Source organism: Pseudomonas sp. 5Vm1k (genome assembly GCF_056161485.1).
The window spans coordinates 106,682-131,209 of the sequence record NZ_JBSPCZ010000018.1 but is presented as its reverse complement, the minus strand read 5'-3'; the positions used below and the strand labels follow the sequence as shown (position 1 = coordinate 131,209).

The 24,528-nt window shown below is 60.6% G+C and carries 17 protein-coding genes; 9 read left to right on the top strand and 8 right to left on the bottom strand.

Annotated elements, in window-relative coordinates; all coding sequences use genetic code 11:
• Nucleotides 1-236: 236 nt before the first annotated feature.
• From ACWIKB_RS27600 to ACWIKB_RS27585, 4 genes are all read right to left on the bottom strand, one after another.
• Nucleotides 237-2,660, bottom strand: coding sequence for a TonB-dependent siderophore receptor (locus ACWIKB_RS27600; protein WP_475270656.1), 2,424 nt, complete (start codon nucleotides 2,658-2,660; stop codon nucleotides 237-239).
• A 97-nt stretch (nucleotides 2,661-2,757) separates the two neighbouring features.
• Nucleotides 2,758-3,732, bottom strand: coding sequence for a FecR family protein (locus tag ACWIKB_RS27595; protein ID WP_475270655.1), 975 nt, complete (start codon nucleotides 3,730-3,732; stop codon nucleotides 2,758-2,760).
• A gap of 97 nt (nucleotides 3,733-3,829) precedes the next feature.
• Complete coding sequence (locus tag ACWIKB_RS27590) at nucleotides 3,830-4,330, bottom strand: sigma-70 family RNA polymerase sigma factor (RefSeq protein WP_123516236.1); 501 nt, start codon at nucleotides 4,328-4,330, stop codon at nucleotides 3,830-3,832.
• 136 nt (nucleotides 4,331-4,466) lie between these two features.
• A complete protein-coding gene (locus ACWIKB_RS27585; protein ID WP_475270654.1) occupies nucleotides 4,467-4,841 on the bottom strand; it encodes a c-type cytochrome in 375 nt (124 codons plus the stop codon).
• A 404-nt stretch (nucleotides 4,842-5,245) separates the two neighbouring features.
• Here ACWIKB_RS27585 and ACWIKB_RS27580 point away from each other — a divergent pair, with 404 nt between their 5' ends.
• The 3 genes from ACWIKB_RS27580 (at nucleotide 5,246) to ACWIKB_RS27570 (ending at nucleotide 9,299) form a co-directional block, all read left to right on the top strand.
• A complete protein-coding gene (locus ACWIKB_RS27580; RefSeq protein WP_475270653.1) occupies nucleotides 5,246-6,415 on the top strand; it encodes an aromatic ring-hydroxylating oxygenase subunit alpha in 1,170 nt (389 codons plus the stop codon).
• A gap of 148 nt (nucleotides 6,416-6,563) precedes the next feature.
• On the top strand, nucleotides 6,564-8,225 hold the full coding sequence (locus ACWIKB_RS27575; RefSeq protein ID WP_475270652.1) for a choline dehydrogenase: 1,662 nt from the start codon (nucleotides 6,564-6,566) through the stop codon (nucleotides 8,223-8,225).
• A 9-nt stretch (nucleotides 8,226-8,234) separates the two neighbouring features.
• A complete protein-coding gene (locus tag ACWIKB_RS27570) occupies nucleotides 8,235-9,299 on the top strand; it encodes a GlxA family transcriptional regulator (RefSeq protein WP_475270650.1) in 1,065 nt (354 codons plus the stop codon).
• A gap of 4 nt (nucleotides 9,300-9,303) precedes the next feature.
• Here ACWIKB_RS27570 and ACWIKB_RS27565 read toward each other — a convergent pair whose 3' ends face one another.
• Nucleotides 9,304-10,032, bottom strand: a complete 729-nt coding sequence (locus tag ACWIKB_RS27565; protein WP_475270649.1) for a class II aldolase and adducin N-terminal domain-containing protein — start codon at nucleotides 10,030-10,032, stop codon at nucleotides 9,304-9,306.
• A gap of 203 nt (nucleotides 10,033-10,235) precedes the next feature.
• Here ACWIKB_RS27565 and ACWIKB_RS27560 point away from each other — a divergent pair, with 203 nt between their 5' ends.
• Together ACWIKB_RS27560 and ACWIKB_RS27555 are read left to right on the top strand one after the other, a co-directional pair.
• Nucleotides 10,236-11,705: an aldehyde dehydrogenase family protein gene (locus ACWIKB_RS27560; RefSeq protein WP_475270647.1), complete on the top strand. Its 1,470-nt coding sequence runs from the start codon at nucleotides 10,236-10,238 to the stop codon at nucleotides 11,703-11,705.
• 276 nt (nucleotides 11,706-11,981) lie between these two features.
• Nucleotides 11,982-12,917, top strand: a complete 936-nt coding sequence (locus tag ACWIKB_RS27555) for a choline ABC transporter substrate-binding protein (RefSeq protein ID WP_475270646.1) — start codon at nucleotides 11,982-11,984, stop codon at nucleotides 12,915-12,917.
• A 191-nt stretch (nucleotides 12,918-13,108) separates the two neighbouring features.
• On the opposite strand, the gene ACWIKB_RS27550 is transcribed toward ACWIKB_RS27555, so the two are convergent.
• Nucleotides 13,109-17,596 (bottom strand): hemagglutinin repeat-containing protein, encoded by a 4,488-nt coding sequence (locus ACWIKB_RS27550; protein WP_475270661.1) that lies wholly within the window; start codon nucleotides 17,594-17,596, stop codon nucleotides 13,109-13,111.
• A gap of 92 nt (nucleotides 17,597-17,688) precedes the next feature.
• Entirely contained in the window at nucleotides 17,689-19,407 is a 1,719-nt protein-coding gene (locus ACWIKB_RS27545; RefSeq protein WP_475270644.1) for a ShlB/FhaC/HecB family hemolysin secretion/activation protein, read from the bottom strand.
• Nucleotides 19,408-19,644: 237 nt separating this feature from the next.
• Between ACWIKB_RS27545 and ACWIKB_RS27540 the strand changes: the two genes are divergently transcribed.
• Nucleotides 19,645-20,766, top strand: a complete 1,122-nt coding sequence (locus ACWIKB_RS27540) for an HlyD family secretion protein (RefSeq protein ID WP_475270643.1) — start codon at nucleotides 19,645-19,647, stop codon at nucleotides 20,764-20,766.
• On the top strand, nucleotides 20,763-22,352 hold the full coding sequence (locus ACWIKB_RS27535) for a DHA2 family efflux MFS transporter permease subunit (protein ID WP_475270642.1): 1,590 nt from the start codon (nucleotides 20,763-20,765) through the stop codon (nucleotides 22,350-22,352). Before ACWIKB_RS27540 ends, ACWIKB_RS27535 begins: the two co-directional genes overlap by 4 nt.
• On the opposite strand, the gene ACWIKB_RS27530 is transcribed toward ACWIKB_RS27535, so the two are convergent.
• Nucleotides 22,353-22,793 (bottom strand): carboxymuconolactone decarboxylase family protein, encoded by a 441-nt coding sequence (locus tag ACWIKB_RS27530; protein ID WP_475270640.1) that lies wholly within the window; start codon nucleotides 22,791-22,793, stop codon nucleotides 22,353-22,355.
• Between the two features lie 202 nt (nucleotides 22,794-22,995).
• On the opposite strand from ACWIKB_RS27530, the gene ACWIKB_RS27525 reads away from it, so the two are divergent.
• Nucleotides 22,996-23,502, top strand: coding sequence for a sigma-70 family RNA polymerase sigma factor (locus ACWIKB_RS27525; protein WP_475270639.1), 507 nt, complete (start codon nucleotides 22,996-22,998; stop codon nucleotides 23,500-23,502).
• Nucleotides 23,502-24,461 carry a FecR domain-containing protein gene (locus tag ACWIKB_RS27520; protein ID WP_475270637.1) on the top strand — a complete coding sequence of 320 codons (960 nt, stop codon included), beginning with the start codon at nucleotides 23,502-23,504 and terminating at the stop codon, nucleotides 24,459-24,461. The genes ACWIKB_RS27525 and ACWIKB_RS27520 overlap by 1 nt, the downstream gene beginning before the upstream one ends.
• Nucleotides 24,462-24,528: the final 67 nt, after the last annotated feature.

Below are 24,528 nucleotides of genomic sequence, written 5' to 3'. Positions count from 1 at the left end.
CCCGCTCCCACAAGGGGATCTCTGGTGAACACAGGATTTGTGTACGACGCAGATCCAATGTGGGAGCGAGCCTGCTCGCGAAAGCGGTGGGTCAGGCAACAGCTCTATCGACTGTGAAGCCGCCTTCGCGAGCAAGCCCGCTCCCACAAGGGGATCTCTGGTGAACACAGGGTTTGTGTGCGACGCAGATCCAATGTGGGAGCGAGCCTGCTCGCGAATGAAGTCCCCCCGGTCTATCAGAACCCGACGCTGGCCTGCACAAAGAATGTGCGCGGTGCGCCGACGTAGATCCCCGAGTTGTTGTCGCTGGAACGGGTGAAGTATTGGTGATCGAACACGTTCTTCACCCCGGCGCCAAGTTTCAGGTTGGACAGTTGCGAACCGAAGTCATACCCCCCGCGCACGTTCCAGGTCACGTAGCCCGGCATGTCGCCGTACTGCCCATCGGCGCTGCCGTCGGTGATGTAGTTACCGGTGAAACTGCCATCAGCGTTCACCCCAGTGCCCGGCGAGTGCTGCTTGGACTGGGCGAAACCGTCGATGTTGTAGGTCCAGCGATTGATGTCGTAACGCAGGCCAACGGTAGCCACCTGACGAGAATAGAACGGCAGGTCACGGCCCTTGAAGCCCGGAATCTCGCCTTCATAAGTAGCGCGGGTGTAGGTGAAACCGGCGTTGGCGGTCAGGCCGTCGAGCCGTGGGTCGAGCGCCGACAGGTCGTAATGCACCGACGCTTCCAGGCCCTGGTGCTTAGTTGCGCCAAGGTTGGTCCAGCCCACGTCGTTGCTGATGTATTGCAGTTCGTCATCGAAGTCGATGTAGAACAACGTCACTTCCCCGCCCCACACGTCATCGTTGTAGCGCGTGCCGATCTCGTAGGTCTTGGCCTTTTCCGGACTCAAGCCGTTGGCGGTGCTGTCACCCGAACCGCCCTGGCCAAGCTGGAAATATTGCAGGCTGCCGAACGAGGTTTCGTAGTTGGCAAACAGCTTCCAGGCATCGGACAAGTGATACATCACGCTCAGCGCCGGCAACGGCTCGTTGCTTTCGATGCTGCGGTTTTTCTCAGGGACGCGCTTGCCAGCGGTGTCGAGAACGGCGCGGTCGTGCCAGTCAGTGCTGATGTGTTCGAAGCGAATGCCCGGGGTCACGGTCCAGTTGCCGACATCGATTTTGTTGTCGAGGTACACCGAGTTCGCCTCGGTGCCGCCGGTGCGATCCTGGAACACATGGCCGTCGGATGTCGGGGTGATCACCGGTTGGTTGTTCACTAATGCCACGCGACTCGACTGCTCGTGCATCGCCTCTTTCAGGTAGCGATAACCGACGCTGACTTCCTGGGTGGTCGGGCCGACATCAAACACATGGGACACCCGCGGCTCGACGCCCAGGGTGTAATAGGAACGCGGATAAGAGCTGAGGGTTTTCTGGTCGCGAGCGGCGATGTTGCTGCCACGGAAACTGTCGGTGTAGTAAGTCAGCACTTCGGCCTGGGTGCGATCATCGATCTGCCGCGCCCACTTGAAGGACACATCTTTACGGCGACCGGTGAAGTTGTCGTAGTCGCGCACGGACTGAAATGGACTGGCGTCGTACTGCTTCTGGGTCAGGCCGCCGGGCATGTCGGCGCTGGCGTCGTAGTAATGAAAATTCAGGCTGAAATCGTCAACATCCGTCGGCGCCCAATGGGTCTTGAGGATCACGTCGTCGATGTCGTTGCCGTTATTGCTTTCGCGGTAACCGTTGCCGTTCACCCCGGTGTACAACAGCGCCACGCCCATGCCGTTATCCGCCGTGCCGCCGACAAACGCGGTGTCGATGTGCTTCCAGCCACCGTGCTGGGAAGTTTCCAGGGTAGTGCCGATTTCACCGGTGGCTTTTTCCGGGATGGCGCGGGTGACGAAGTTGATCACCCCGCCGACGTTCTGCGGCCCGTAACGCACGGAACCGGCGCCGCGTACCACGTCGATGCTGTCGAGGTTGCCCGAGGAAATCGGTGCCATCGACAGTTGCGGCTGGCCATACGGGGCGAACGCTGCCGGTACGCCGTCGATCAACACCGTGGAGCGCGGCGACAGGCGCGAAGTCAGGCCACGTACGCCGACGTTCAAAGCGATATCGCTGCCGCCGGTGCCGTTGGCGTCCTGCACTTGCACGCCGGGGACACGACGCAGCACGTCGCCAACGTTCATCGCGCCTTGCTCGATCATCGCTTCGCGACGGATCACGGTGCGGGCGCCGGGGTGGTTTTGCACCACGGCGGCATCGGCGTCGCCGAGCCAGTCGCCGACCACTTTGATGTCGGTCACGCCCAGTTCCAGCGGGCCGTTGGACGCGGAGGTCGGCGCCAGCGTCAGGGTCACCGAGCCTTCATCGATCTGATATTCCAGGCCACTGCCTTGCAACAATTGGCGCAGGGCCTGTTCCGGGGACAGGTTGCCGTCTACCGCCGGAGCCTGTTTGCCGGCGACCAGTTCGGGACTGAAAAAAACCTGAAGCGAGGTTTGCTGACCGAGCTGACTCAAGGCCTGACCCAGTGGCTGCGCCTGAATATGAATGGCATCGGCGGCGAACGCCTGAGGCAGCGCGGCGCTGACAGCCAATGCCAGAGCAAGCGGCAGCCAAGGTGATTTGTTGTTTTTAGCGGTGGTTTCTTTCACGTCGAACGTTGTCCTGTGGATCGCAAGAATACGCGGCTGTTAATGCAAACCAGTTGCAGTTGGACAAGAAGACGAAGAACTCGAAAAAAACCTGAATCTATCGCGCAATTATTTCCTGACTGCCGTCAGCAAGGGTGCGCACGGCCACCGGCAGGATGCTCGGCAAGGCTTTGAGCAACGCATCGGTGTTATCGGATTTGAACACGCTGGTCAGGCGCAGATTACCCACTTTGTCGTTGCCGACCGTGAGCGGCTTCTCGCGATAGCGCGACACTTCGGCGGCGACTTCAGCGAGGCTCGCGTTGTTGAACACCAGTTTTCCGCTGCGCCACGCGGTCAGTTCCTGCGGGTTGACCCCATAGGCGGCAGCCACTTTGCCTTGGGCATCGATATGCGTACCGAGGCCAGCAGTGAGGTTGATGAAATCGGTGCCGTACCCCTGAACCTTGACCGTGCCCTGTTCCACCGCGACCCGGGTTTGTGTCAGGTCCCGACGCACATCGAAGCGGGTGCCAGTGACCGTGACCTGGCCGTTGCCGGTCTCGACCACGAACGGCCGGCTAGTGTCGTGCTCGACGCTGAACATCGCCTCGCCTTGCGTCAGCACGATGCCGCGACGACCCTTTTCAAAACGTACCTGCACCCGGCTGCGGCTGTTGAGGTCTATCATCGAACCGTCCGGCAACGCCACATGCTGACGCTCGCCGAGGGCCGTGGAAAACTCCGCCGTATAGGTCGCCGGGTGATTCAAACCGCTGAACAAACCCAGGCCGAGCGCCACCGCCAATACACTGGCGGCGACGGCATAACGCACCTGCGGAAGCCGTTTGCGACGCTCCGGCGGGGTTTCGCACAAGGCTTGCAGACGCTTGGCGGGCAGCAGATCCGCCGCCGTCCACAAGCCCTGAAGCAATTGAAATTCATCGCGATGCTGCGGGTGTTGATGCAGCCAGACTTCGAAGCGTCGATGTTCTTCGACGTCCACGGCCGGCTCCTGCAAACGCACAAACCACCGTGCCGCCTCGTCGCGAACCGCTGTTTGCCCGCACGCGCAATCACGAGTATCCATCATGGAAATTCCTGTTTGGCCGGGGGTGTAAATGGGAGATGACGGCACGCCCCCCTGTAGGAGCTGCCGAAGGCTGCGATCTTTTCCGGTGCACCGCGAATCATGACTGCGCCCCATCCAGACGATCGCGCAGATGCCGCAGGGTGCGGATCATATACTTTTCCACCATGTTCTTGGACAGCCCCAACCGCTCGGCGATTTCAGCCTGAGTCAGGCCTTCGATCTTCTGCCACACAAACACCTTGCGGCAGTTGATCGGCAACTCGGTGAGCGCCCGTTCAATGGAGTCGGCCAACTGGATCGCATGCATGAAATGCTCCGGGTCGCCGGATGACGACACACTGTGATCAATCGCCTCGGACTCCATGGCGCCCCGCCGATCCTCACGCCGATAACCATCCACCGCGATGTTGCGCGCGGTCTGGTGCAAATACGCCCGAGGTTGCTCCACCGCCGCAGAATCGGACTCAAGCACCCGTACGAAGGTGTCGTGGGCCAAGTCCTCGGCCTGCTGACGGTTTCTCAGGCGACGGGTCCAGGTGCCGATCAACTCTTCGTAATGCTCGAAAAAGCCGTGGGTGCGGGGCAGCTTGGGGGTCATTGCGATGTGCTGTGGGGAGGAGGCGTGAATAGTAATGCTTCCTATTAAGCCCGGCAAATCATTCCTCGGAGAGCCTGATGAACGTAGGTTTTCAAAAAAGATGAGGATTTCTGTGCTCGACTCTCATCTCAGATCATCATTTTTTCGAAATCACACTACTCATGTATTGATGTAGATCGCGCAGATCATTAACGCTCCAAGCGTGCGGCGGTATCTTTACCCCATTCTCTCGCAATGTTTTTGGAATCAAGTTCCCATTTGGGCGGAGGATTACCGATGACACAATTACGCCCGGATAATCAGTTAGCCGTTTCTTGAAAGCGGGAGTTGTTAGATCAGGTGTTGGTGGATTGCTTTTATTAGCCAATGGCCCGGTTCCTTTGATGTCGGCTCCATGGCACACGGAACATCTCTGCAAATAGAGATTTTTCCCATTGAGGGTGTCAGCAAAGGACGGTGATATTTGAGCTAATAATAAAAATCCTGATAAAGCGATGAATGATATTTTCATTTCCATATGACCTTGTTGGATAGATTAGATCTGAATCAAGGGTGAATCTGAGAAGTGCCAGTGCAACACGCAATTCTATCGATAACATTTGAACCGGGATTGTTCATTAGCAATGGGCTCGCGAGAGTCGACTGGCTCACCAACATTGTCCGCTAAGCCTCAAGCCACGGCCGTCGATTTTGCGCCACGGTCCACGAGTTACTCAATGTGCCGTTATGGGTTTTAGTCGACTTTATTGAAGGGGCGACGCTCTGTCCTTCATCGTGGCGCACCGTTCCCCCACCCTTGATCATTCCCTCACCCAACTCGTCGCAATCCATCAATCCCCACCCGTCCCCGCCCCCTAAATTAACTCCCAGAACAAGCAGCCGTGCCGTGCGGCCAGTCCCTGTGGAGATCACCCCATGCAAAATTTCCAGACTCGCAAACAGCAAAGCCCCGTCGAGGGTTGGGATCATCAGGACCCGGAAGAAGCGTTCACCCTGCCCTCGCGTTATTTCTTCGACGAGACGTTGTTCAAGGCTGAGCGCGACAATATTTTCATGCACGCCTGGCACGTGGCCGGGCATGTCAGCGAGTTCGCCGAGCCGGGTCAGTATGTGGTGACGGATCTGTTTGATCAGAGTGTGGTGGTGGCGAGGAATCGGCAGGGCCAGATCCATGCTTTCCACAACGTTTGCCAGCATCGCGGCAATCGCTTACTCGAAGAGCGGCGCGGCACAACGGGCGGTGTGGTGCGTTGCGCTTATCACTCGTGGTGCTACGAAATGGACGGCACCCTGCGCGGTGCGCCGCGCTGCGAGAAGATGAAGAACTTCGAATTGCAGCAATTCAACATTCCGCAGGTGCGTACCGAAGAGTTGGGCGGGTTTATTTACTTCAACCTCGACCCGGCGGCGCCATCACTGCGTGATTTGTTTCCCGGTGCCGATGAGGAAATGCGTCGGGTATTTCCGAACCTGGCGAACATGCGCCTGATCGAGGAGCAGGATGTGATCGTGCCGGCCAACTGGAAGGTGATCATGGACAACTCCATCGAGGGTTATCACTTCAAGTTGTCCGGACCGTGCCATATCGACCTCGCCAAGTTGATCGACTTCAAGGGCTATCAGTTGACCAAACGCGACAACTGGTGGACCTACATCGCCCCGGCCAACCTCTCGGTGACCGAAGCTTACGGCGTGCCGCTGAAGCCCGAAGTGAACCCCGACGAATGCTTCTTCAACATCGGCATGTGGCCGAACAACACCTTCTACACCTTCCCGTTCTCGGAGTTTCTAGGCTCGTTCATCATGATCCCGCTGGATGCCGAGCGCTCGCTGCTGCGCTTTGGTTACTACTCCAACAATGGCGAAACGGCGGCGGTCAGCGCGTCGTGCATGAAGTGGATGAATGAAGACCTGGGGCCGGAGGATATCGCGCTGAACATCTCGGTGCAGAAAGGCCTGCACTCACTGGGTTATGACCAGGGGCGCTACATGATCGATGCCCAGCGCAGCAATGAAAGTGAGCATTTGGTGCATCACTTTCACAAGCTGGTGTTTAGCGGGATTCATGGGTCGGGTGCCGCCTGAGCCATGCACAGTCCATGTGGGAGCGGGCTTGCTCGCGAAAGCGGTGTGTCAGGCAACACAACTGTCGGCTGACACACCGCCTTCGCGAGCAAGCCCGCTCCCACAGGGTTTAGTGTCCTGAATATTCGTTAATGGAGCACAACAAACCATGGCCAATCATGAGTTTGATTACCTGATTGTGGGCGCAGGCTCAGCGGGTTGCGTGTTGGCCAACCGCTTGAGCGAAGATCCGGCCGTGCGGATTCTGATGCTGGAAGCCGGGCCGGCGGACAAGAGCTGGACCATCGACATGCCCTCTGCGGTGGGTATCGTGGTCGGCGGCACGCGCTACAACTGGAGCTATACCTCCGAGCCGGAACCGCATCTGGACGGTCGCAAAATCGGCACGCCGCGCGGCCGGACCCTGGGCGGTTCGTCGTCGATCAACGGCATGGTCTACATCCGTGGCCATGCCCGGGATTACGACGGTTGGGCCGGGCAAGGTTGTGCCGGCTGGAGTTATCAGGAAGTGCTGCCGTACTTCAAACGGGCGCAAAACCATGCCGACGGCGCCGACGATTATCGCGGGGCGAGCGGGCATCTTCACGTCACCCCTGGCGATACGCAAACGCCGTTGTGCGCGGCGTTTCTGGCGGCGGGTGCCGAAGCGGGATATGGCTTGAGCGACGACCTGAATGGTTATCGTCAGGAAGCATTCGGGCCGGTGGATCGCACCACTCGCAATGGACGGCGCTGGAGTACGTCGCGGGGTTATCTGAGCGAAGCCTTGGCGCGCGGAAACGTTCAGGTATCTACGGACGCCTTGGCGCTGCGCATTCTGGTCGATGGCCAACGCGCCATCGGGATCGAATACGAGCAGAACGGCGAGACGCATCAGGCCCACGCCCGCCGCGAAGTGTTGCTCACCGCCGGAGCGATCAATTCGCCGCAGCTGTTGCTACTGTCCGGCATTGGTCCGGCGGCGGAATTGCGTGACCTCGGCATTCGCGTGATCCACGACCTGCCCGGCGTCGGCAAACGGCTCAACGATCACCCGGACACCGTCGTGCAATACCTGTGCAAAAAACCGGTGTCGCTCTATCCCTGGACCACCGCGCCGGGCAAGTGGTGGATCGGCGCCCGTTGGTTCGTCACTCATGATGGACTGGCGGCGAGCAATCATTTCGAGGCTGGGGCATTCATTCGTTCACGAACCGGCGTCGAGCACCCCGATCTGCAACTGACCTTCATGCCATTGGCGGTGCAACCGGGCAGTGTCGATCTGGTGCCGGACCACGCCTTCCAGATTCACATCGACCTCATGCGCCCCACCAGTCTGGGCAGCGTCACCCTCAACAGCGCCGACCCTCGACAACCGCCGCGCATCCTGTTCAATTATCTGAAAACCGAGCAGGATCGAGCCGACATGCGCGCCGGCGCACGCTTGGTGCGCGAGATCATCGGGCAACCGGCCATGGCCGCGTTCAAAGGTGAAGAATTGGTGCCCGGCCCTCAGGCCCAGAGCGACGAAGCGCTGGACGCCTGGGCCAGGCAGGTCACGGAAACCGGCTACCATGCCAGCGGCACCTGCAAGATGGGCCCGGTGGGTGACCCCGAAGCGGTGGTCGATCCGCACTTGCGCGTGCACGGTCTCGATGGCTTGCGGGTGGTGGACGCCTCGATCATGCCGGTGATCGTCAGCGGCAACACCAACGCGCCGACGGTGATGATCGCGGAAAAGGCCAGCGACTTGATTCGTGGCAGGCCAGCGCTGGCGACGGTTGATGCACCGGTCTGGATTCATCCGCAGTGGCAGACTCGACAACGATAGAGATCGCTCATGACTGATCAACCGTCCAACAGCACTGAAAGCCGCTTCACCTGGCGGCGCGGCGATGTCGCGCCGTTGCGGGTAGCGGTGTTGTTGCTGCCGTCGTTTTCCAACTTTGGCCTGGCGGCGGTGCTGGAGCCGTTGGCGATTGCCAATTGGCTGACCCAACGCCAGATATTCGAATGGTCGGTGTTGTCCCTGGACGGCGAGCCGGTGCAGGCCAGCAATGGCTTGATCACCGTGGCCAACGATGGACTGCGCGCCGATCAGGGTTTTGATGTGTGCCTGGTGATCGCCAGTTTCGATGTACACAAACACAGCCGCAACCTGGCGCTCAAGAGTTGGCTGCGCAAGCAGGCGTTGTTCGGCGCGGTGTTGATGGGCGTGGAAACCGGCACTGAATTGCTCGCCGCTGCCGGTGTTTTGGACGGTTATGAAGCGGCGGTGCACTGGGACAACCTGCAAGGGTTTCAGGAAAGTTACCCGCGGGTCCACGCCAAGCCGCAGCTCTATACCCTGGAACGCCAGCGCATGACCTGCGCCGGGGCGACGACCACTCTGGACATGTTGCTCGGCTGGATCGGCCAAAGCGTCGACAGCGACCTGTCCCGGGAAATCGCCATGCACCTGTTGATGGGGCATGTGCGGGCGCCAGCGGACAATCAACTCGACGGCGGCCTGACCAACACCGGGATGTACGGCAGCAAGATCCGCCGCGCGGTGCAGTTGATGGAAAAAGCCCTGGAAGAACCGCTGGATTGCGAAGCGATTGCCAGTCAGGTCGGGCTGTCGCGGCGGCAACTGGAGCGCCAGTTCAAACATCAAACCGGCCTGTCGCCGCTCAAGTACTACATCACCCTGCGCTTGGCCAAGGCCCACAGCTTGTTGCAACAGACCGGCCTGAGCGTGGCGCAAGTGGCGGCGTGTTCAGGCTTTGGTTCACTGGAGCATTTCTCCCGCACCTACCGCGCCCGCTTCGGCTGCCCGCCCAGCGAAGACCGCAGCCAACTCTTTACCGCCCCGGTGATGCGCCAGCCCTTGAGCAAAGAGCGGCGCCCGGCCGAGGCGGACTGATTTTTTATAGCCGATAGCCCGGCTCTTCTTCGTCCAGAATCCCCATCAGCGCGTTGAAATGCTTGTCGGCAAAGCCTGGGTAATCCAGCCATTGCCGGCAGGTCTTACGCGCGATCTCGTCGCTGGCGATGTGCAGTTCGCGACCAGTGGACAGCGCGGTGATGTAGGTCTCGCAGGCGCGTTCGAAGTAATACAAATCATCGAACGCCTGGGCGATGCTCGGCGCTGCCACCAACAAGCCATGGTTGCCCATCAGCAGGATCGGTTTGTCGCCAAGCAAATGGCTGACCCGCTCCGCCTCCTCGCCCAATCCCATGCCATCAAAACCTTCATCTATCGCTACGCGCTCGAAAAAACGCATCGCATTTTGCTCAATCGGTGGCAGCCGCGAATCTGTCAGGCACGCCAGCGCCGTCGCGTATTTGGAGTGGGTATGCAGGATGCAACGGGCGTGGGGCTGGTTGCGATGGATCGCACTGTGCAAGGCCCACGCGGTGATGTCCGGCGCGTCCGGGCGGTCGAGGCTGGCCGGGTCATCGGCGTTGATCAGCAGCAAGTCACTGGCCTTGATTCGCGAGAAGTGTTTGCCATACGGGTTGATCAAAAACTCCCGACCGTCCCCCGACACTGCCACGCTGAAGTGATTGGCGATGGACTCGTGCAGGTTCAGCCGCGTCGCCCAGCGAAAGGCGCAGGCCAGGCGGATTCTCAGTTGTTCGACAGGTTGACTCATCGTGTGCCCTCAGCGTGGTGGGTCGGCTTTTGCGCAGTGTAGAGAGACGCCACGCCGGCACTTGATGGGAAACGACATGGGCTGCCGTTATTTCGCGGCGTGGCCACCGTGGGAAAACGGCATGGTTATGCCGCGTTTGATCAAGAGCACCGTTGTCGGCACCGCCATAGTGAGCGTCACGACCCACTTGGCTGGAGACATCGATGGTGCAGATTCCGTTGTTCATTGCAGGTGTTTGGCAAGCGCCGCAGCAGGCGCGTTATCGCGATGTGATCAACCCCGCGAACGAAGAAGTGCTAGCCCAAGTAGCGGTGGCCGGAGCGGTCGATGCGGTGTTGGCAATCAGCGCAGCGCGCCAGGCGTTTGATGAGGGGCCGTGGCCGATGATGGCCGTCACCGAACGCGCACAATTGTTGCAACGGATCGCCGGGTTGATCGAGCAGGATGCCGAACACCTGGCGCGCCTGGAAACCCTTAACGCCGGCAAGACTTTGGGTGAAAGCCTCGGTGACGTCGGCAATGTGGTCGCCACGTTTCGCTTCTACGCCGCCCTGCTGGAAACCGAAAGCGCCAGCGTCAACAGCCACGCGCCCGCGCATGTCATCAGTTTCAACCAGCGTGAACCGGTGGGCGTTTGCGCGTTGATCGCGCCGTGGAATTATCCGCTGCTACAAGCGGTGTGGAAGATCGCCCCGGCCCTGGCTGCCGGCAACACGGTGGTGTTCAAGCCCAGCAGCCTGACGCCGATGACCGCTCACCGCTTGACCGAGTTACTCGCGCAAGCAGGTTTGCCAAGCGGCGTGTTCAACCTGCTTTGCGGTCCTGGCGATGTCGGGGAAATACTCGCCGCCAGCGATGACGTGGACCTGGTGTCGCTGACTGGTGGCGCCGGTGCCGGTGGCAAAGTGATGCGCGCTGCCAGCGTTAACTTCAAGCGTGTGGCACTGGAGTTGGGGGGCAAGAATCCGAACATCGTGTTCGCCGATGCTGACTTCGAAGTGGCGTTGGATCAGGCGTTGAACGCGGTGTTTTTCAACGCCGGGCAGATCTGTTCTGCCGGCTCACGGTTGCTGGTGGAGGATGGGATTCATGATCGATTTGTCGAGGCGTTGCAGAAGCGGACTCTGAACATTCGCCTCGGTGACGGCCTCGATCCACTGACGCAAATGGGCCCGCTGATTTCTGCCGGTCAGCGCGATCAGATCCTCACGATGATTGCCGGCGCGGTCGAACAAGGCGCGACCTTATTGGCGGGTGGCACGATTCCAGAGCAATTCGAACGGGGCTTCTGGCTGTGCCCGACCCTGCTCGGCAATGTGCGCGCCGACATGCGTATCGCCCGGGAAGAAATCTTCGGCCCGGTGATCACCGTCGAGCGCTTCAGCGGCGAAGCCCAGGCGCTGCAACTGGCTAACGACACGCCCTACGGCCTGGCCGCCGGGGTCTGGACCCAAGACATCGGCAAGGCCTATCGCATGGCCAAGCGGCTGCGAGTCGGCACCTTGTGGATCAACGACTACAACGCCGCGTTCCCCCAGGCGCCATGGGGCGGTTTCAAATCCAGTGGTATTGGCCGCGAACTGTCCCGCGCCGGGCTCGATGAGTTTACCGAACTCAAGCACATCTACCTCAACACCGAACCGGCACCGTTGAACTGGTTTGGGGTTAGTTAGGGGAAAGGGTCCGCGAACACAAATCCTGTGGCAAGAGGGCTTTCTGTGGCGAGGGGGCTTGCCCCCGTTCGGCTGCGAAGCAGTCGTCAATCCAGAGTGCTCGGTTTGTCTGAAAGGACGCCGGGGGCCGCTTCGTGACCCAGCGGGGGCAAGCCCCCTCGCCACAGGCAAGCTCCCTCGCCACAAAAAGCCCCCTCGCCCGGTTGCATCACCCATAACAACAAAACCGCCACACCCCAAACCGCTGCCGACGTTTACCTTTGAGGAGTTGATCTTATGAAAGCCTTGCTCTTACTTGCGTCGCTTACCCTGCCGTTGATGGCGCACGCTGCGGAACCCGAGTCCTGCGCCACGGTGCGTTTTTCCGATGTCGGCTGGACCGACATCACTGTCACCACCGCCATCACCAGCGAAGTGCTGGAGTCCCTCGGCTACACCACCAAAACCACGTTGCTGTCGATTCCCGTGACCTACCGCGCCCTGGCCTCGGGCAAGGACCTGGACGTGTTCCTCGGCAACTGGATGCCCACCACCGAAAACGACATCAAACCCTTCCGCGACGCCGGCACCGTGGAAACCGTGCGCGCCAACCTGCACGGTGCCAAGTACACCCTGGCGGTGCCGGATTATGTGTATGACGCCGGGCTGCACGACTTTGCCGACATCGCCAGATTCAAGGACAAGCTCAACGGCCAGATCTATGGCATCGAGCCGGGCAACGACGGCAATCGCCTGATCCAGAGCATGATCGACAAGGACGCTTTCGGCCTCAAGGATTTCAAAGTCGTCGAATCCAGCGAAGCCGCCATGCTCTCGCAACTCAAACGCGCCACCCGCAAAAACGAATGGATGGTGTTCCTCGGCTGGGAACCGCACCCGATGAACACCCGTAACAAGATGAAGTACCTCAGCGGCGGGGACGAGTACTTCGGCCCGAATTTCGGCCAGGCGACGGTTTACACCAATGTGCGTAAGGACTACCTCAACGAGTGCAGCAATGTCGGCAAGCTGTTGCAGAACATGGAGTTCAGTTTGGCGATGGAGAACCAGTTGATGGATGCCGTGTTGAACCAGAATCAGAAGCCGCGGGCGGCGGCCAAAGCCTGGCTCAAGGCTAATCCGAAGGTGCTGGAGACGTGGTTGGTGGGGGTCAGCAGTCGGGATGGGCAGGATGGTTTGAAAGTGGCGGGCGCCCGTTTGGCCGCTCAATAACGCCAAACGCAAATCCCCCGTAGGAGCTGCCGAAGGCTGCGATCTTTTGATCTTATCTTTTCGAGACCGCTGAAAGATCAAGATAAAAAGATCGCAGCCTTCGGCAGCTACTACAGTGGGTCGTGGACACATAATTTGTGTACGACCGCGACCCATGTGGGAGCAGGCTCGCTCCCACAGGGCTAGTAGCGTTAGATGGCTTTCTCGTCGATCCCGGCCTGCAGTGATTGACTATCGAAATGACCGCCAATCGTCACGGGACCGAGTTTGATACCGTCCGAAACCTCGGCCTTGCTGCCCTCGCCTTTCGGTTTTTCAGGCAGGTCGAGGCCTGCCGTGACGCCGTAATCGCGGTTGCGCTGGTCCGTGGTGCTGACGGTCGAGCCACCCAGGTCCACACGGCCTTCAGTTGAAGAAATCCGTGCACCGGTCAGTTGCGTGGCGCCGCCGACCTTCAGGTTCACACCCTGCGTGCCGCTGATGCCGGATGCCTGACCGACACTGTCCTTGTGCTCATAACCACCATCAAGTTTCAGCGTCGGTTTGTAGTCAGTTCCACTCTTGGCGACATTTTCCTTCTCGGCAGGCGCTGCTTTTTTGCCGGTTAGGCCAAGGTCAACATCAACCTTGGCGCTGGTCTGACTGTCCTGGCGACTCTCCACCTTCAAGTCACCACTGACCTTGCCGCTGACATTCGTCGCATCAACCCGCGCCCCTGCCAGATGCGTATCTCCAGCGCTGTTCAACACCACGCTGTCAGCCTTGATCTGGCTGTTCTGCTGGGTCGTGCCGTGCAGATAATCAACCCCGACCTTGGCCCCGGCATTAAAGCCGTGATCGCTGCTGGCGACGTTCTTTTCATCGACGACAACCGGTGTGCTGTTGCTCAGGTTACCGCCCGCGTTCAGCGCGACATTCCAGTTAGTGCGGTTTTGCGTGGACTGAGCCGACTCCTGATAGATGCCACCCTTCTGCGCATCAAGGCTGGCGCTCGGGGCGCTGACCTGGGTGCCTTGCAGGTGGATCGCATCACCGCTGAGGGCAATATCGCCGTGGCTGTTGAGCTGGCCACCGGTCAAGGTCTGGGTGTTTTCATTGACCCGGCCGATGTTGAAATTGCCGCTCAGGTTGCCACCCTGATCAGCACTTTTCTCAGTGCTGGTTTTGCTGCCGCCGACCTTCAGCCCGCCGCCCAGATTGCTGCCGGTAGCGCTGTGAGTGTCGGTGGCTGCTTGCAGATCGAGTTTGCCGTCAGCCCTCAGCTCGATGCCGCCAGCCGTGTCGACCTTCGTCCCTTGCAGGATCTGATCGCCGCCACTGCTCAACACCACCGGGCCCTTGCCCTGAATGCTCGACACCTGAGCCTGGCTGTCTTGCGTCTGCTTACCGGTGTGATCGAGCTGGAAACCGGCACCAAGGTCGACATTGGTGCCGTTGGTGCCCGGAGCAGTACCGACGTTCAGCGAACCGCTGCCGCGCAGGCTGGAGGTATCGCTGCTTTGACGATCATTGGCCTGATTCAACGCCAGCTCACCGCCGGTCTTGATCGACACGCCGCCCTGCCCGCCATCGAAATGGCTGCCTTCAAACTGCCCGTCGCCACGCACGTTGATGTTCACACCATCGCTGCCGGCATAGCGGCCGACCACTGCGCTGGAGCTGTCCTTGCGCGTCTGGCTGCTGCCGCCCGCGCCACTGCCGGCAACGTTCACGTCTTCACCGGTTTTGGTGTAGACCCGCACGTCAGCCTTGGCGTCCAGCGCCTGATCGGTGCTGTTGTGAGTATCGCTCGCGGCGTTCGCCAGCAAGGAGTCGGCGCTGATGTTCACCTTGCCTGCGCTCGCCTGGTACTGCGTGCCCTGGTCCTGCAACGTGCCGCCGACCTTCACGTCCACCGTGCCGCCCTTGAATTGGCTGACCACGGCATTGCCGGTTTGCTCTGTGTGGCTGGCCGCTTGATGACCGATGGCCACGTCGATGCCGACATTCGGCTGACCGAGGTTGGCCAGCGCATCCTTGTCCGGCACCTTGCCGTTCAACACTTCCTTGACCGCACCGGCGATTGGCCGGGCGATATCTTTGTACTCGACGTTGGCGCCGATATCCGCCGACCAATTGCTTTGTGTATGAGTGCTGCTGTCGGTGTTGCTGGCGGCGCGATTGTCGACCTCGCCCGCCGCGACATTCAAACCTGTGCCAGCATCAAGACGCGCACCTTCGGTGCTGAGCTTGCCGGTGTTGATATTCAGATTGCCGCTGCTTTGGACGCTGGTGGTTTGCGCCGTGGTTTTGCCGGAGGTGTCTTGCGCGGTGCTGTGGGCGAAATCGACGCCACTGCCCGCACGATCGAGGCCACCGGTGTAGTAGAAACCACCGCTGGTGCTGGTTTTATCGGTCGAGGTGCGATGGCTGTCCTGCTCGGCCAGCAGCGAGACGTTTTTGCCACTCAGGGTCGCGTCGCCGTGGGTAGCGTTGACCTCGGTGCCTTTGAGCGTCAGGTCGCCGCCCGCCGCCAGTTGCACGTTGCCGCCGCTAAGGCTGGAGCCCTGCTGCTTGACGTCGTTGCTGGTCACGGTTTGCTGTTTGTCTTCGTAATGCACGCCGGCACGGTACTGGCCGGCGTCCGGGGCGTTTTCCTTGGCATAGGCATCAAACCCACGGGTCTCGGTGGTTTGGCTGCTGTCACGGGTGTCCTGCGCGGCATGCACGTTCACATCCCCGGCCGCATCAGCATTCAGGGTGCCACCAGCCTTGACCGTCGAGCCGGCCACTTCAATGTCCTTGGCGCTCTTGAGTTTGAGGTTGCTGTCCGACGTCAGCTCACTGCGCACCGTGGTGCTGTCCTTCGCATTCTGCCGAGACTCGTCCTTGGTGATACCGAAGAACTTGCTGTCCTTGTCGTGGCTGTTGATGTGGGAGGTGTCCTGCACGCCATCGATGATCAACGAACCTTTGTCGCTGATGACGCTGGCCTCGGTGGCGCCGCGCACCTGGCTGCCGCTGATGCGTACGTCATCAGCCTTGACGATCAGTTTGCCCGCGGCGTTGACCTTGCTGCCGTGGTTCTGGGTCTTGCCTTGATCGGCGTCGCCAGTCTTGCCGAAGAAACCGCCGCCGACCAAATCGCCCGAATAGCGGTTGTCGCTCTTGCGCTGGGTGCGGCTGGCGCTGGTGATTTCGACGTGTTTGCCCGCAAGGTTGATGTCGCCCTTGCTGTTCAATTCAGCGCCTTCGGAACGCAGCAATGCCGCTGTGGCCAAGGCGATATTGTTGCCCTTCAACTGGCTGGTGACGCTGCGTTGCTCCTCGCTGCTGGTGTCCCAGTCGGCTTTCCACAGGTGTTTCCGGTGGTTGCCCTGATCAGTTGTGATGTGGCTTTCAGTGGCGGCGGTCAGGCGCAGATCGCCGCCGCTCTGGACGCTTAATGTGTTCGCCGCTTCGACTTTGGCTGCTTTGAGTTCGGTGTCGCCGCCAGACGACAATACCGCGTCACGGCTGGCGAGAATCTGGCTGCCGTGCTGGCGCGAGTCGCTGTCGGTCTGGGTCCGGTCGTAGGTTTCCCAAGTGATGCCGATGGTGCTGTTGTTCCAGTTTTCGCGTGTCTGCTGAAGCTTGCGGCTTTCGACGGTGCTCAGGGTCAGGTTGCGTTTGGCGTCGAGTTTGACGTCGCGGCCACTGACGTCGGTGGCGGCCAGGGTCAAGTCCTTGCCGCTGTGCAAGCCGACATCGCCCTGACTGCTGCGCACGCCAGCGCGGGTGACGTCGAGGCTGTCGGGAACGGCCTGACCGCTGATGCTCAAGTCACCCGCAGAACGAATCTGCACGCCATCACGGCCCGCCACTTGCACCGGGCCTACCCGCACGCCAGCACCTTCGGCGGTGCTGACGATGTTGATGCGTCCGGCCTGCATCGCGCCGAACAGACTGGCGTCGATGCGTTGCTCCTGGGTGTGGCCGGCCGGGTCGACGGTTTTCACTTGGCCACTGGCGTAATCCACCTGATTGCGCCCGACCGTGAGGTTCAGTTGATCCCGAGCCGTAAGGCTGCCCTGGCTGTCGATACGCGGGGCGATCAGGTTGATCGAGCCTTCGCGGTTTTGCAGGCCCGCGCCTTGAATCTGCAAGCTGCCAGTGGCGTCGCGGGTGCTCAGGGCTTGCAGTTTGCCGTCGTTCAATTCGGGACGACCGACCACCAGGTTGGCGTTCGGCGTGTTGATGAAACTGCCGCCGTTTACCGAAATACCGTTGGGGTTGGCCAACACGTAATCGGCGGATTTGCCGAAGATTTCCTGGGCGCCATTGAGGGTCGAGGCGTTGCGGCTGATCACTTCGTTGAGGATCACGCTCGCGGCCTGGCCCTGGAGCTGCGGGTTGGCCGCCAGTTGCCCGGCGAGTTGGGATTGCCCGGCCTGTAAGGCATTGTTCAGCACCAGGCCCTGGCGGTCGACGTTGTAGTCGAGAAACTGGTTATGCGACAGGCCGGAACCATTGGGCGCAACGATATTGACGATGGGCACGCCGCCCTGGGTTTGCAATTGCGCAGTGCCGCCGGGACCTGGCGCGACCACCACGCCACCCGCAAAAGCGCTGGGCAATTGCGCAATCAGGAACAGGCTGGCAATCGCCCAACGCAGTTTGCCCCGTGGGGAAAGATGAAACGCAAATGTCTGTGCAGGCATAAAAACCTCTCGATTAAAGTGCGGCATCACGTTGCGCGCCGAGTTGTTGGCCGTGGCTGAGGCGCTCAGGTCCGACGGCTGTTGTTGGGTGTTCACAGGGTTAATCCCACGCGCATCAGCCAGGTCTCGGGCTCATGCTGCAAACCGTCGGGCGTGTTGAGGCTGCGTTGGTAATCGACGTCCACTTGCAGGTTTTTCCAGCTCAGGTTGACCCCGGCACTGGCCCCGCTCAGGCGTTGGCCCTGGGCGCCGTGATCGGCCTTGACCCAGCCGTTGTCCAGGCCCAGGCGTGGGGTGATCTGCATGGGCAAACTGCTGCGCAACGGCAGGCGCAACGTGTTGCGCCAGATCGCGCCGCTGGCGCCCGAAGCACTGTTGACCCGGTAACCGCGCACGGCGGAATCGTCGGTACCCAGCAGTTGTTCAATGGCCGGTAGCGGATCGGGGCTGTATTGCACGTTGAACTGGCTCTGCCATTGCCACGCCTGCTGGCCGAATTGACCATTGCGCCACTGACTGAGGCCGGCGCGGTATTTGCGAAACTGCGCCTTGGGCTGGTTGTTGACCTGACGATTGGCGTCGTCATCGGCACCGAGCCAGCGCAGGCCCTGGGCGACATTGACGTCCAGGTTCCACACCGCGCTGTTGAGCCAGAACAGGTTCAACCCGGCCTCGGCCACGGTGAGGGTCGGGCTCTGAATGCCGAGGCGAACGTTCTCCAGGTAGCTGTCGACGTCCTTGTGCGCCAGTTGCAGGTTGGCGCTCAGTTGACGGCTTTGGTCGCGCCACAGCACTCGGTCGGCGCGCAGGCTGAGCTGGTCGGTGATGCCGGTGCTGTGAAACGTCACGCTGGGGAGTTTGAACGGCGCGCGGTATTCGGCGTGGCTGGCAAAAACGCTCCAGGTCCAGTAGCCGTAAGGGATGGCGTAATACAGGCTGGCGTTACGGCTGTAGCGATCACCGTGATTGAGGGTGTCGCTGGCGCTGAGGTTCAGTGAATCGTTGAGCTCCAGCGGGCTGTCGAGGCTCAGGCTCAAGGTGTCGCGATCACGCCCGGTGCTGGCGCTGCCGAGGTTGTCCGCGCCTAGGCCCAAGGCCCAGCGCGATTGGCCGCTGGTGCGCGAACGCAGGATGATGCGCGAGGCGCCGGGTTGGCTGCCGGGGGCGATGTCGGCGGTCAGGTCCACCGAGCGCAGCCGGTTCAACTGGTCCAGCCCCTGTTCCAGATCGCGCAGGTTCAGCGGTTTGCCGAGCATCCCGGGGAACGCGCCACCCAAGGACACCGGCAGGCTCTGATCAGCCAGCTCGATGGCCTCGACATAACCTTCATCGACCACGATATCCAGCGACTGCCCCGCCGCTGGCGCGCTGCTGAGGTAGGGCCGACTGGCGATATAACCGGCGTCCACGTACAACGCGGTGATGGTCGCCAGCAGATGGTTGATCTGACCGACGCCCATGCAGGCCGACAATTGCGGCTTGATTCGTTCGTTGAGCTTTTTGCTACTGATCAGGGTGACGCCGCCGATGCGCGTACCGCTCAAGGGCCAGCAGCGTTCATCAGGGGTGACTTGGGCGGGCAATGCGGGCGTGACTGGCGGCGCACCGAAACTGCCGCGTTCCAGTTGCCGGCGGCGCTCTTCCAGTTGCAGTTGCTGCAGGTCGCGCTGTTGCTGTTGCTGCTGGCGCAGCACTTCCTGGCCGGGGGCGGAAGGTTCTGCGGCCTGGAGGGACGAAACACTCAGGCTCAACAGCAACGCCGACAACAGCGTGCAACTAAAACGAGGAACAGCGCGAAGCGAATACGACACTCAACATCCTTGCGATCATCAAATGGCTCAATGCCATCCCATCAATTTTCGTGATAGTCAGATCGTTCCTACGCAAATGCAAGACGCGTCCTACAGCGCTTACATTTCTTAAACAATTGGTCAGTTTTCATTTTCTCGATCTTCCCAACTGACGACCGGCAGCAAAAATCAATTGTCAGTAAATATTACATGCGTCATATTACGCCCGTAATAACGATTCCCCCACAGGTATTTCCCATGACCAGCATGCCCACCGTTGAACCCGACCTGGCTGTCCCGGTGAACACCACCAGGCCGCCCGTGCTCAAACGCCTGCTTCTGCTGACCGTGGCCATCGCGGCGCTGGTCGGTATCGGTTTGTACGGTGCCCACTGGTGGACTGCCGGGCGTTTTCTTGAAGAAACCGACGATGCCTATATTGGCGGCGACGTCACGGTGATCGGGCCGAAAGTCGCGGGTTATATCGAAGAAGTGCTGGTCACCGACAACCAGAAGGTCAAGGCTGGCGACGTGCTGGTACGCCTGGATTCCCGGGACTACCGCGCCAACCTGGCCAAGGCTGAAGGCGCCGTCGCCGCCGAGCAGGCCCTGCTCGCCAACCTCGATGCCACCGAACAACTGCAACACGCAGTCATTGGCCAGGCTCGCGCCGGGATCGATGCCGCCGGTGCCGAAACCGCCCGTTCACGGGATGACGATGCGCGCTACAAAAAACTGGTCGGCAGCAATGCCGTCTCGGTGGAAAGCGCCCAACGGGCCAACGCCACATTCAAGACCGCCCAGGCAATCAGCGCCCGGGCCCAGGCTGAATTGCTGGCTTCGCAACGTCAGCTGGATGTGATCGAAACCCAGAAACAACAAGCCCGCGCCGCGCTGATGCAAGCCAAGGCTGAGCGTGATCTGGCGCAACTGAACGTCAGCTACACCGAACTCAAAGCGCCGGTGGACGGTGTGGTCGGCAATCGTCGCGCACGGGTCGGCGCTTATGCCCAGGCCGGTTCACAACTGCTGTCGGTGGTGCCGTCGAGCGGGCTGTGGGTCGATGCCAATTTCAAGGAAGACCAACTGGCGCGGATGACGTCCGGTCAGCGGGTGATCATCCGTGCTGACGTGCTGTCGGGCCAGGTGTTCCATGGTCATCTGGACAGCCTTGCCCCGGCCAGCGGCGCGCAGTTCAGCGTGTTGCCACCGGAAAACGCCACGGGCAACTTCACCAAAATCGTTCAGCGTGTACCGGTGCGCATCGTGCTCGATCCGGCGGATGGTGTGCTCGGTCATCTGCGTCCCGGCTTGTCGGTGACCGCTGAAGTCGACACCCGCGCCGAGGATAAAACCCCAGCCGTGGCCAGCGCACCATGAGCACCGTCGCCGCCCCTGCGCAACCGTTCAATGCCGCCAGCATGGCGACGGCGACCAAAGTCTTCGCCTTCGCCACCATGTGCATCGGCATGTTCATCGCACTGCTAGATATTCAGATTGTCTCCGCCTCGTTGCGCGACATCGGTGGCGGGCTCTCCGCCGGCACCGACGAAACCGCATGGGTGCAGACCAGTTACCTGATCGCTGAAATCATCGTGATCCCGTTGTCGGGCTGGTTGTCCCGGGTGTTCTCGACACGTTGGCTGTTCTGCGCCTCGGCGGTCGGTTTCACCTTGGCCAGCCTGCTTTGCGGCGCGGCCTGGAACATCCAGAGCATGATCGCCTTCCGTGCCCTGCAAGGTTTTCTCGGTGGCTCGATGATCCCGCTGGTGTTCACCACCGCGTTCTTTTTCTTCACCGGCAAACAACGGGTGATTGCTGCTGCGACCATTGGCGCGGTGGCGTCGTTGGCACCGACCCTGGGCCCTGTGATCGGTGGCTGGATCACCGACGTGTCGTCCTGGCACTGGCTGTTCTACATCAACCTGGTGCCGGGGATTTTCGTCGCCGTAGCGGTGCCGATGTTGGTGAAGATTGACCAGCCGGAACTGTCGCTGCTCAAGGGCGCTGACTACATCAGCATGGTGTTTATGGCGCTGTTTCTCGGCTGCCTGGAATACACCCTCGAAGAAGGCCCGCGTTGGAACTGGTTCAGCGACAGTACAATTCTGACCACGGCATGGATCAGCGGCCTCGCCGGTCTCGCGTTCATTGGGCGGACGCTGCACGTGGCCAATCCGATCGTCGATTTGCGTGCATTGAAGGATCGTAACTTCGCCCTCGGCTGCTTCTTTTCATTCGTGACCGGAATCGGCCTGTTCGCGACCATTTACCTGACGCCGCTGTTTCTCGGTCGGGTGCGGGGCTACGGCGCGCTGGACATTGGTCTGGCGGTTTTCTCCACCGGGGTGTTCCAGATCATGGCGATTCCGCTGTACGCCTTTCTGGCCAACCGCGTCGATCTGCGCTGGATCATGATGACCGGCCTGGGGCTGTTTGCGTTATCAATGTGGGATTTCAGCCCGATCACCCATGACTGGGGGGCCAGAGAGTTGATGCTGCCGCAAGCGTTGCGCGGGATTGCCCAGCAACTGGCGGTGCCTCCGGCGGTGACCCTGACCTTGGGAGGCCTGGCGCCGTCGCGGCTCAAACATGCTTCGGGGTTGTTCAACCTGATGCGTAACCTTGGCGGTGCGATCGGCATTGCGGCGTGCGCGACCATTCTCAACGACCGTACCAACCTGCACTTCACAAGGTTGGCGGAGCACTTGAACAGCACCAATGAAGCACTCAATCAGTGGCTGTCCCAGGTCGGCAACAACTTCGCCGCCCTAGGCCAAAGCGGTGACGCGGGTGTCACCGCCAGCCTGCACCAGCTGTGGTTGTTGACCTACCGCGAAGCCCAGACACAAACCTATGGCGACGCATTTCTGATGATCATGGTCTGCTTCATTATCGCCACGGCGATGGTGCCCTTGATGCGCAAGGTGCAACCACCGGCCGCGCCGTCAGCAGACGCTCATTGATCAGGCTTGAGGCATTTTGCGAAAGCCAATCGCCAGGCGGTTCCAGGCGTTGATGGTGGTAATGGCCACGGTCAGGTCGACCATTTCCTTGGAACTGAACTCGGAAACCGCCAGTTCATAGTCTTCATCCGGGGCGTGGGTCTGGCTCACCAGGGTCACGGATTCGGTCCAGGCCAGCGCCGCACGTTCACGCGGGGTGAAGAACGGCGTTTCACGCCAGGCCGACAAGGTGGCCAGGCGACGCTCGTCTTCACCGCCCTTGCGGGCATCGGCGCTGTGCATATCAAGGCAGAAAGCACAGCCGTTGATTTGCGAGGTGCGCAGCTTGACCAACTCGATCAGGTTTTTTTCCAACGGCAGTTTCGAGACGGCGGTTTCCAGGGCGATCATGGCTTTGAGGGCGTCAGGGGAAGCGGTGTAGAAATCGATACGAGGTTTCATGGTGGGGCTCCGTCACAAGTGGGTGTGGAGCTAAGTTAATCCCGCCCACGCCTGTGACAAATAGCCAATATTCGAGAAGACGAGGAGGCCATTGCGGCCAGACCTCAAAAGACAATTGCCAGCGCTCGGTCCGCGCCACTAGAATGCGATCAATTCTTAATTGCACTCAGGCCTGGACGCCCGAATCGAGTATCTGTCCGCCATGCCGTCAGTCGACCAGCCCTTGAATCAGCAAGTCCATCACCTCTACAGCGAACACCACGGCTGGCTCCAGGGATGGCTGCATCGAAAACTGGGCAACCGCTGCGATGCGGCCGACCTGGCCCACGATACCTTTTTGCGATTGCTGACCCGTCAAGTCGTCCGGCCGCTGGGCAGTGAACCCAGAGCGTTATTGACGCACATTGCCAAGGGTCTGGTGATCGATCGCTGGCGCCGCCAGGACCTCGAACGGGCTTACCTGGAGACCATTGCGCATTTGCCGGTGGCCGATGTGCCTTCTCCGGAAACCCGCTTTCTGATTCTCGAAACCTTGTGGCGTATCGAAGCCCTGTTGCGCGAATTGCCGGCCGCCACCCGCGACACCTTTCTGTTGTCACAGATTGAAGGCCTGACCTACGCCCAGATCGCCACCCGCCTGAATGTCTCGCTGATCACCGTCAAACGGCACATGCGCGCAGCGTTCATTGCCTGCCTGAGTGTCGCTTGATGAACTCATCAGTGATCAACCCGCAAATACTGGGCGAAGCCGCCGATTGGCTGGTGCAGTTGCACTCGGGCACCGCAACGCCGTCCGATCACCAGGCCATCGCTCAATGGCGCGCGCGCAGCACCGAGCACGCCCAAGCCTGGCAGCGGGCCGAGGCGATTCTCGGGGACTTTCGCAACGTCCCGGCCAATCTCGCCATCCAGACTTTGCAACGGGCCTCGCGCAAGGACGGCCTCACCCGGCGCCAGACCCTCACGCGCCTGGGCTTGCTGCTGATGGCCGGGCCTTTGGGCATCGCCTCGCAACATGTGCCGTGGCAGCAATGGACGGCCGATCAACGCACGGCCGTAGGTGAACAGAAAAACCTGCAACTGCCCGATGGCAGCCAGATCGTGCTCAACACCGAAAGTGCGGTGGATATCGCCTTCAATCTGCAAGAACGTCGACTTCTATTATTGGAAGGCGAAGTGCTGATCAGCACCGCCAAGGACCCTGCCGCCCGCCCCTTTCTTGTCGAAACCCCGCAGGGCACCGCCCGCGCTTTGGGCACGCGGTTTTGCGTGCGGATCAATGGCTCGCGCAGCCAGGTGTCGGTGCTCGAAGGACTGGTAGAGGTCACGCCACAGTTGCTGCAACAGAGCACCACCCTCAAGGCCGGTGAACGCCAGAGCTTCAAGCTCAACCGTTTCGACTCGCCGGAAAGCTTCGACACCAGTGTCCTGGCCTGGGACAAGGGCATGTTGCTGGCGAACAATATGCGCCTGGATGAACTGCTCGGTGAGTTGAGCCGCTATCGACCGGGTGTGTTGCGCTGTCATGCCGATGTCGCGGCGTTGCGGGTGTCGGGGGCCTTTTCCCTGCGTGATACCGACGCCAGCCTGCGCCTGCTCAGCGATACCTTGCCGCTGAAAATCAGCAGCCTGACACGCTATTGGTTGTCGGTAGAACCGAGAGCCTGATCGCGGCGAATTTTTTTCAATGTCCCCTGATACCTTTCTGCGTTTCGTTCGGTGTGTGGATAGACCT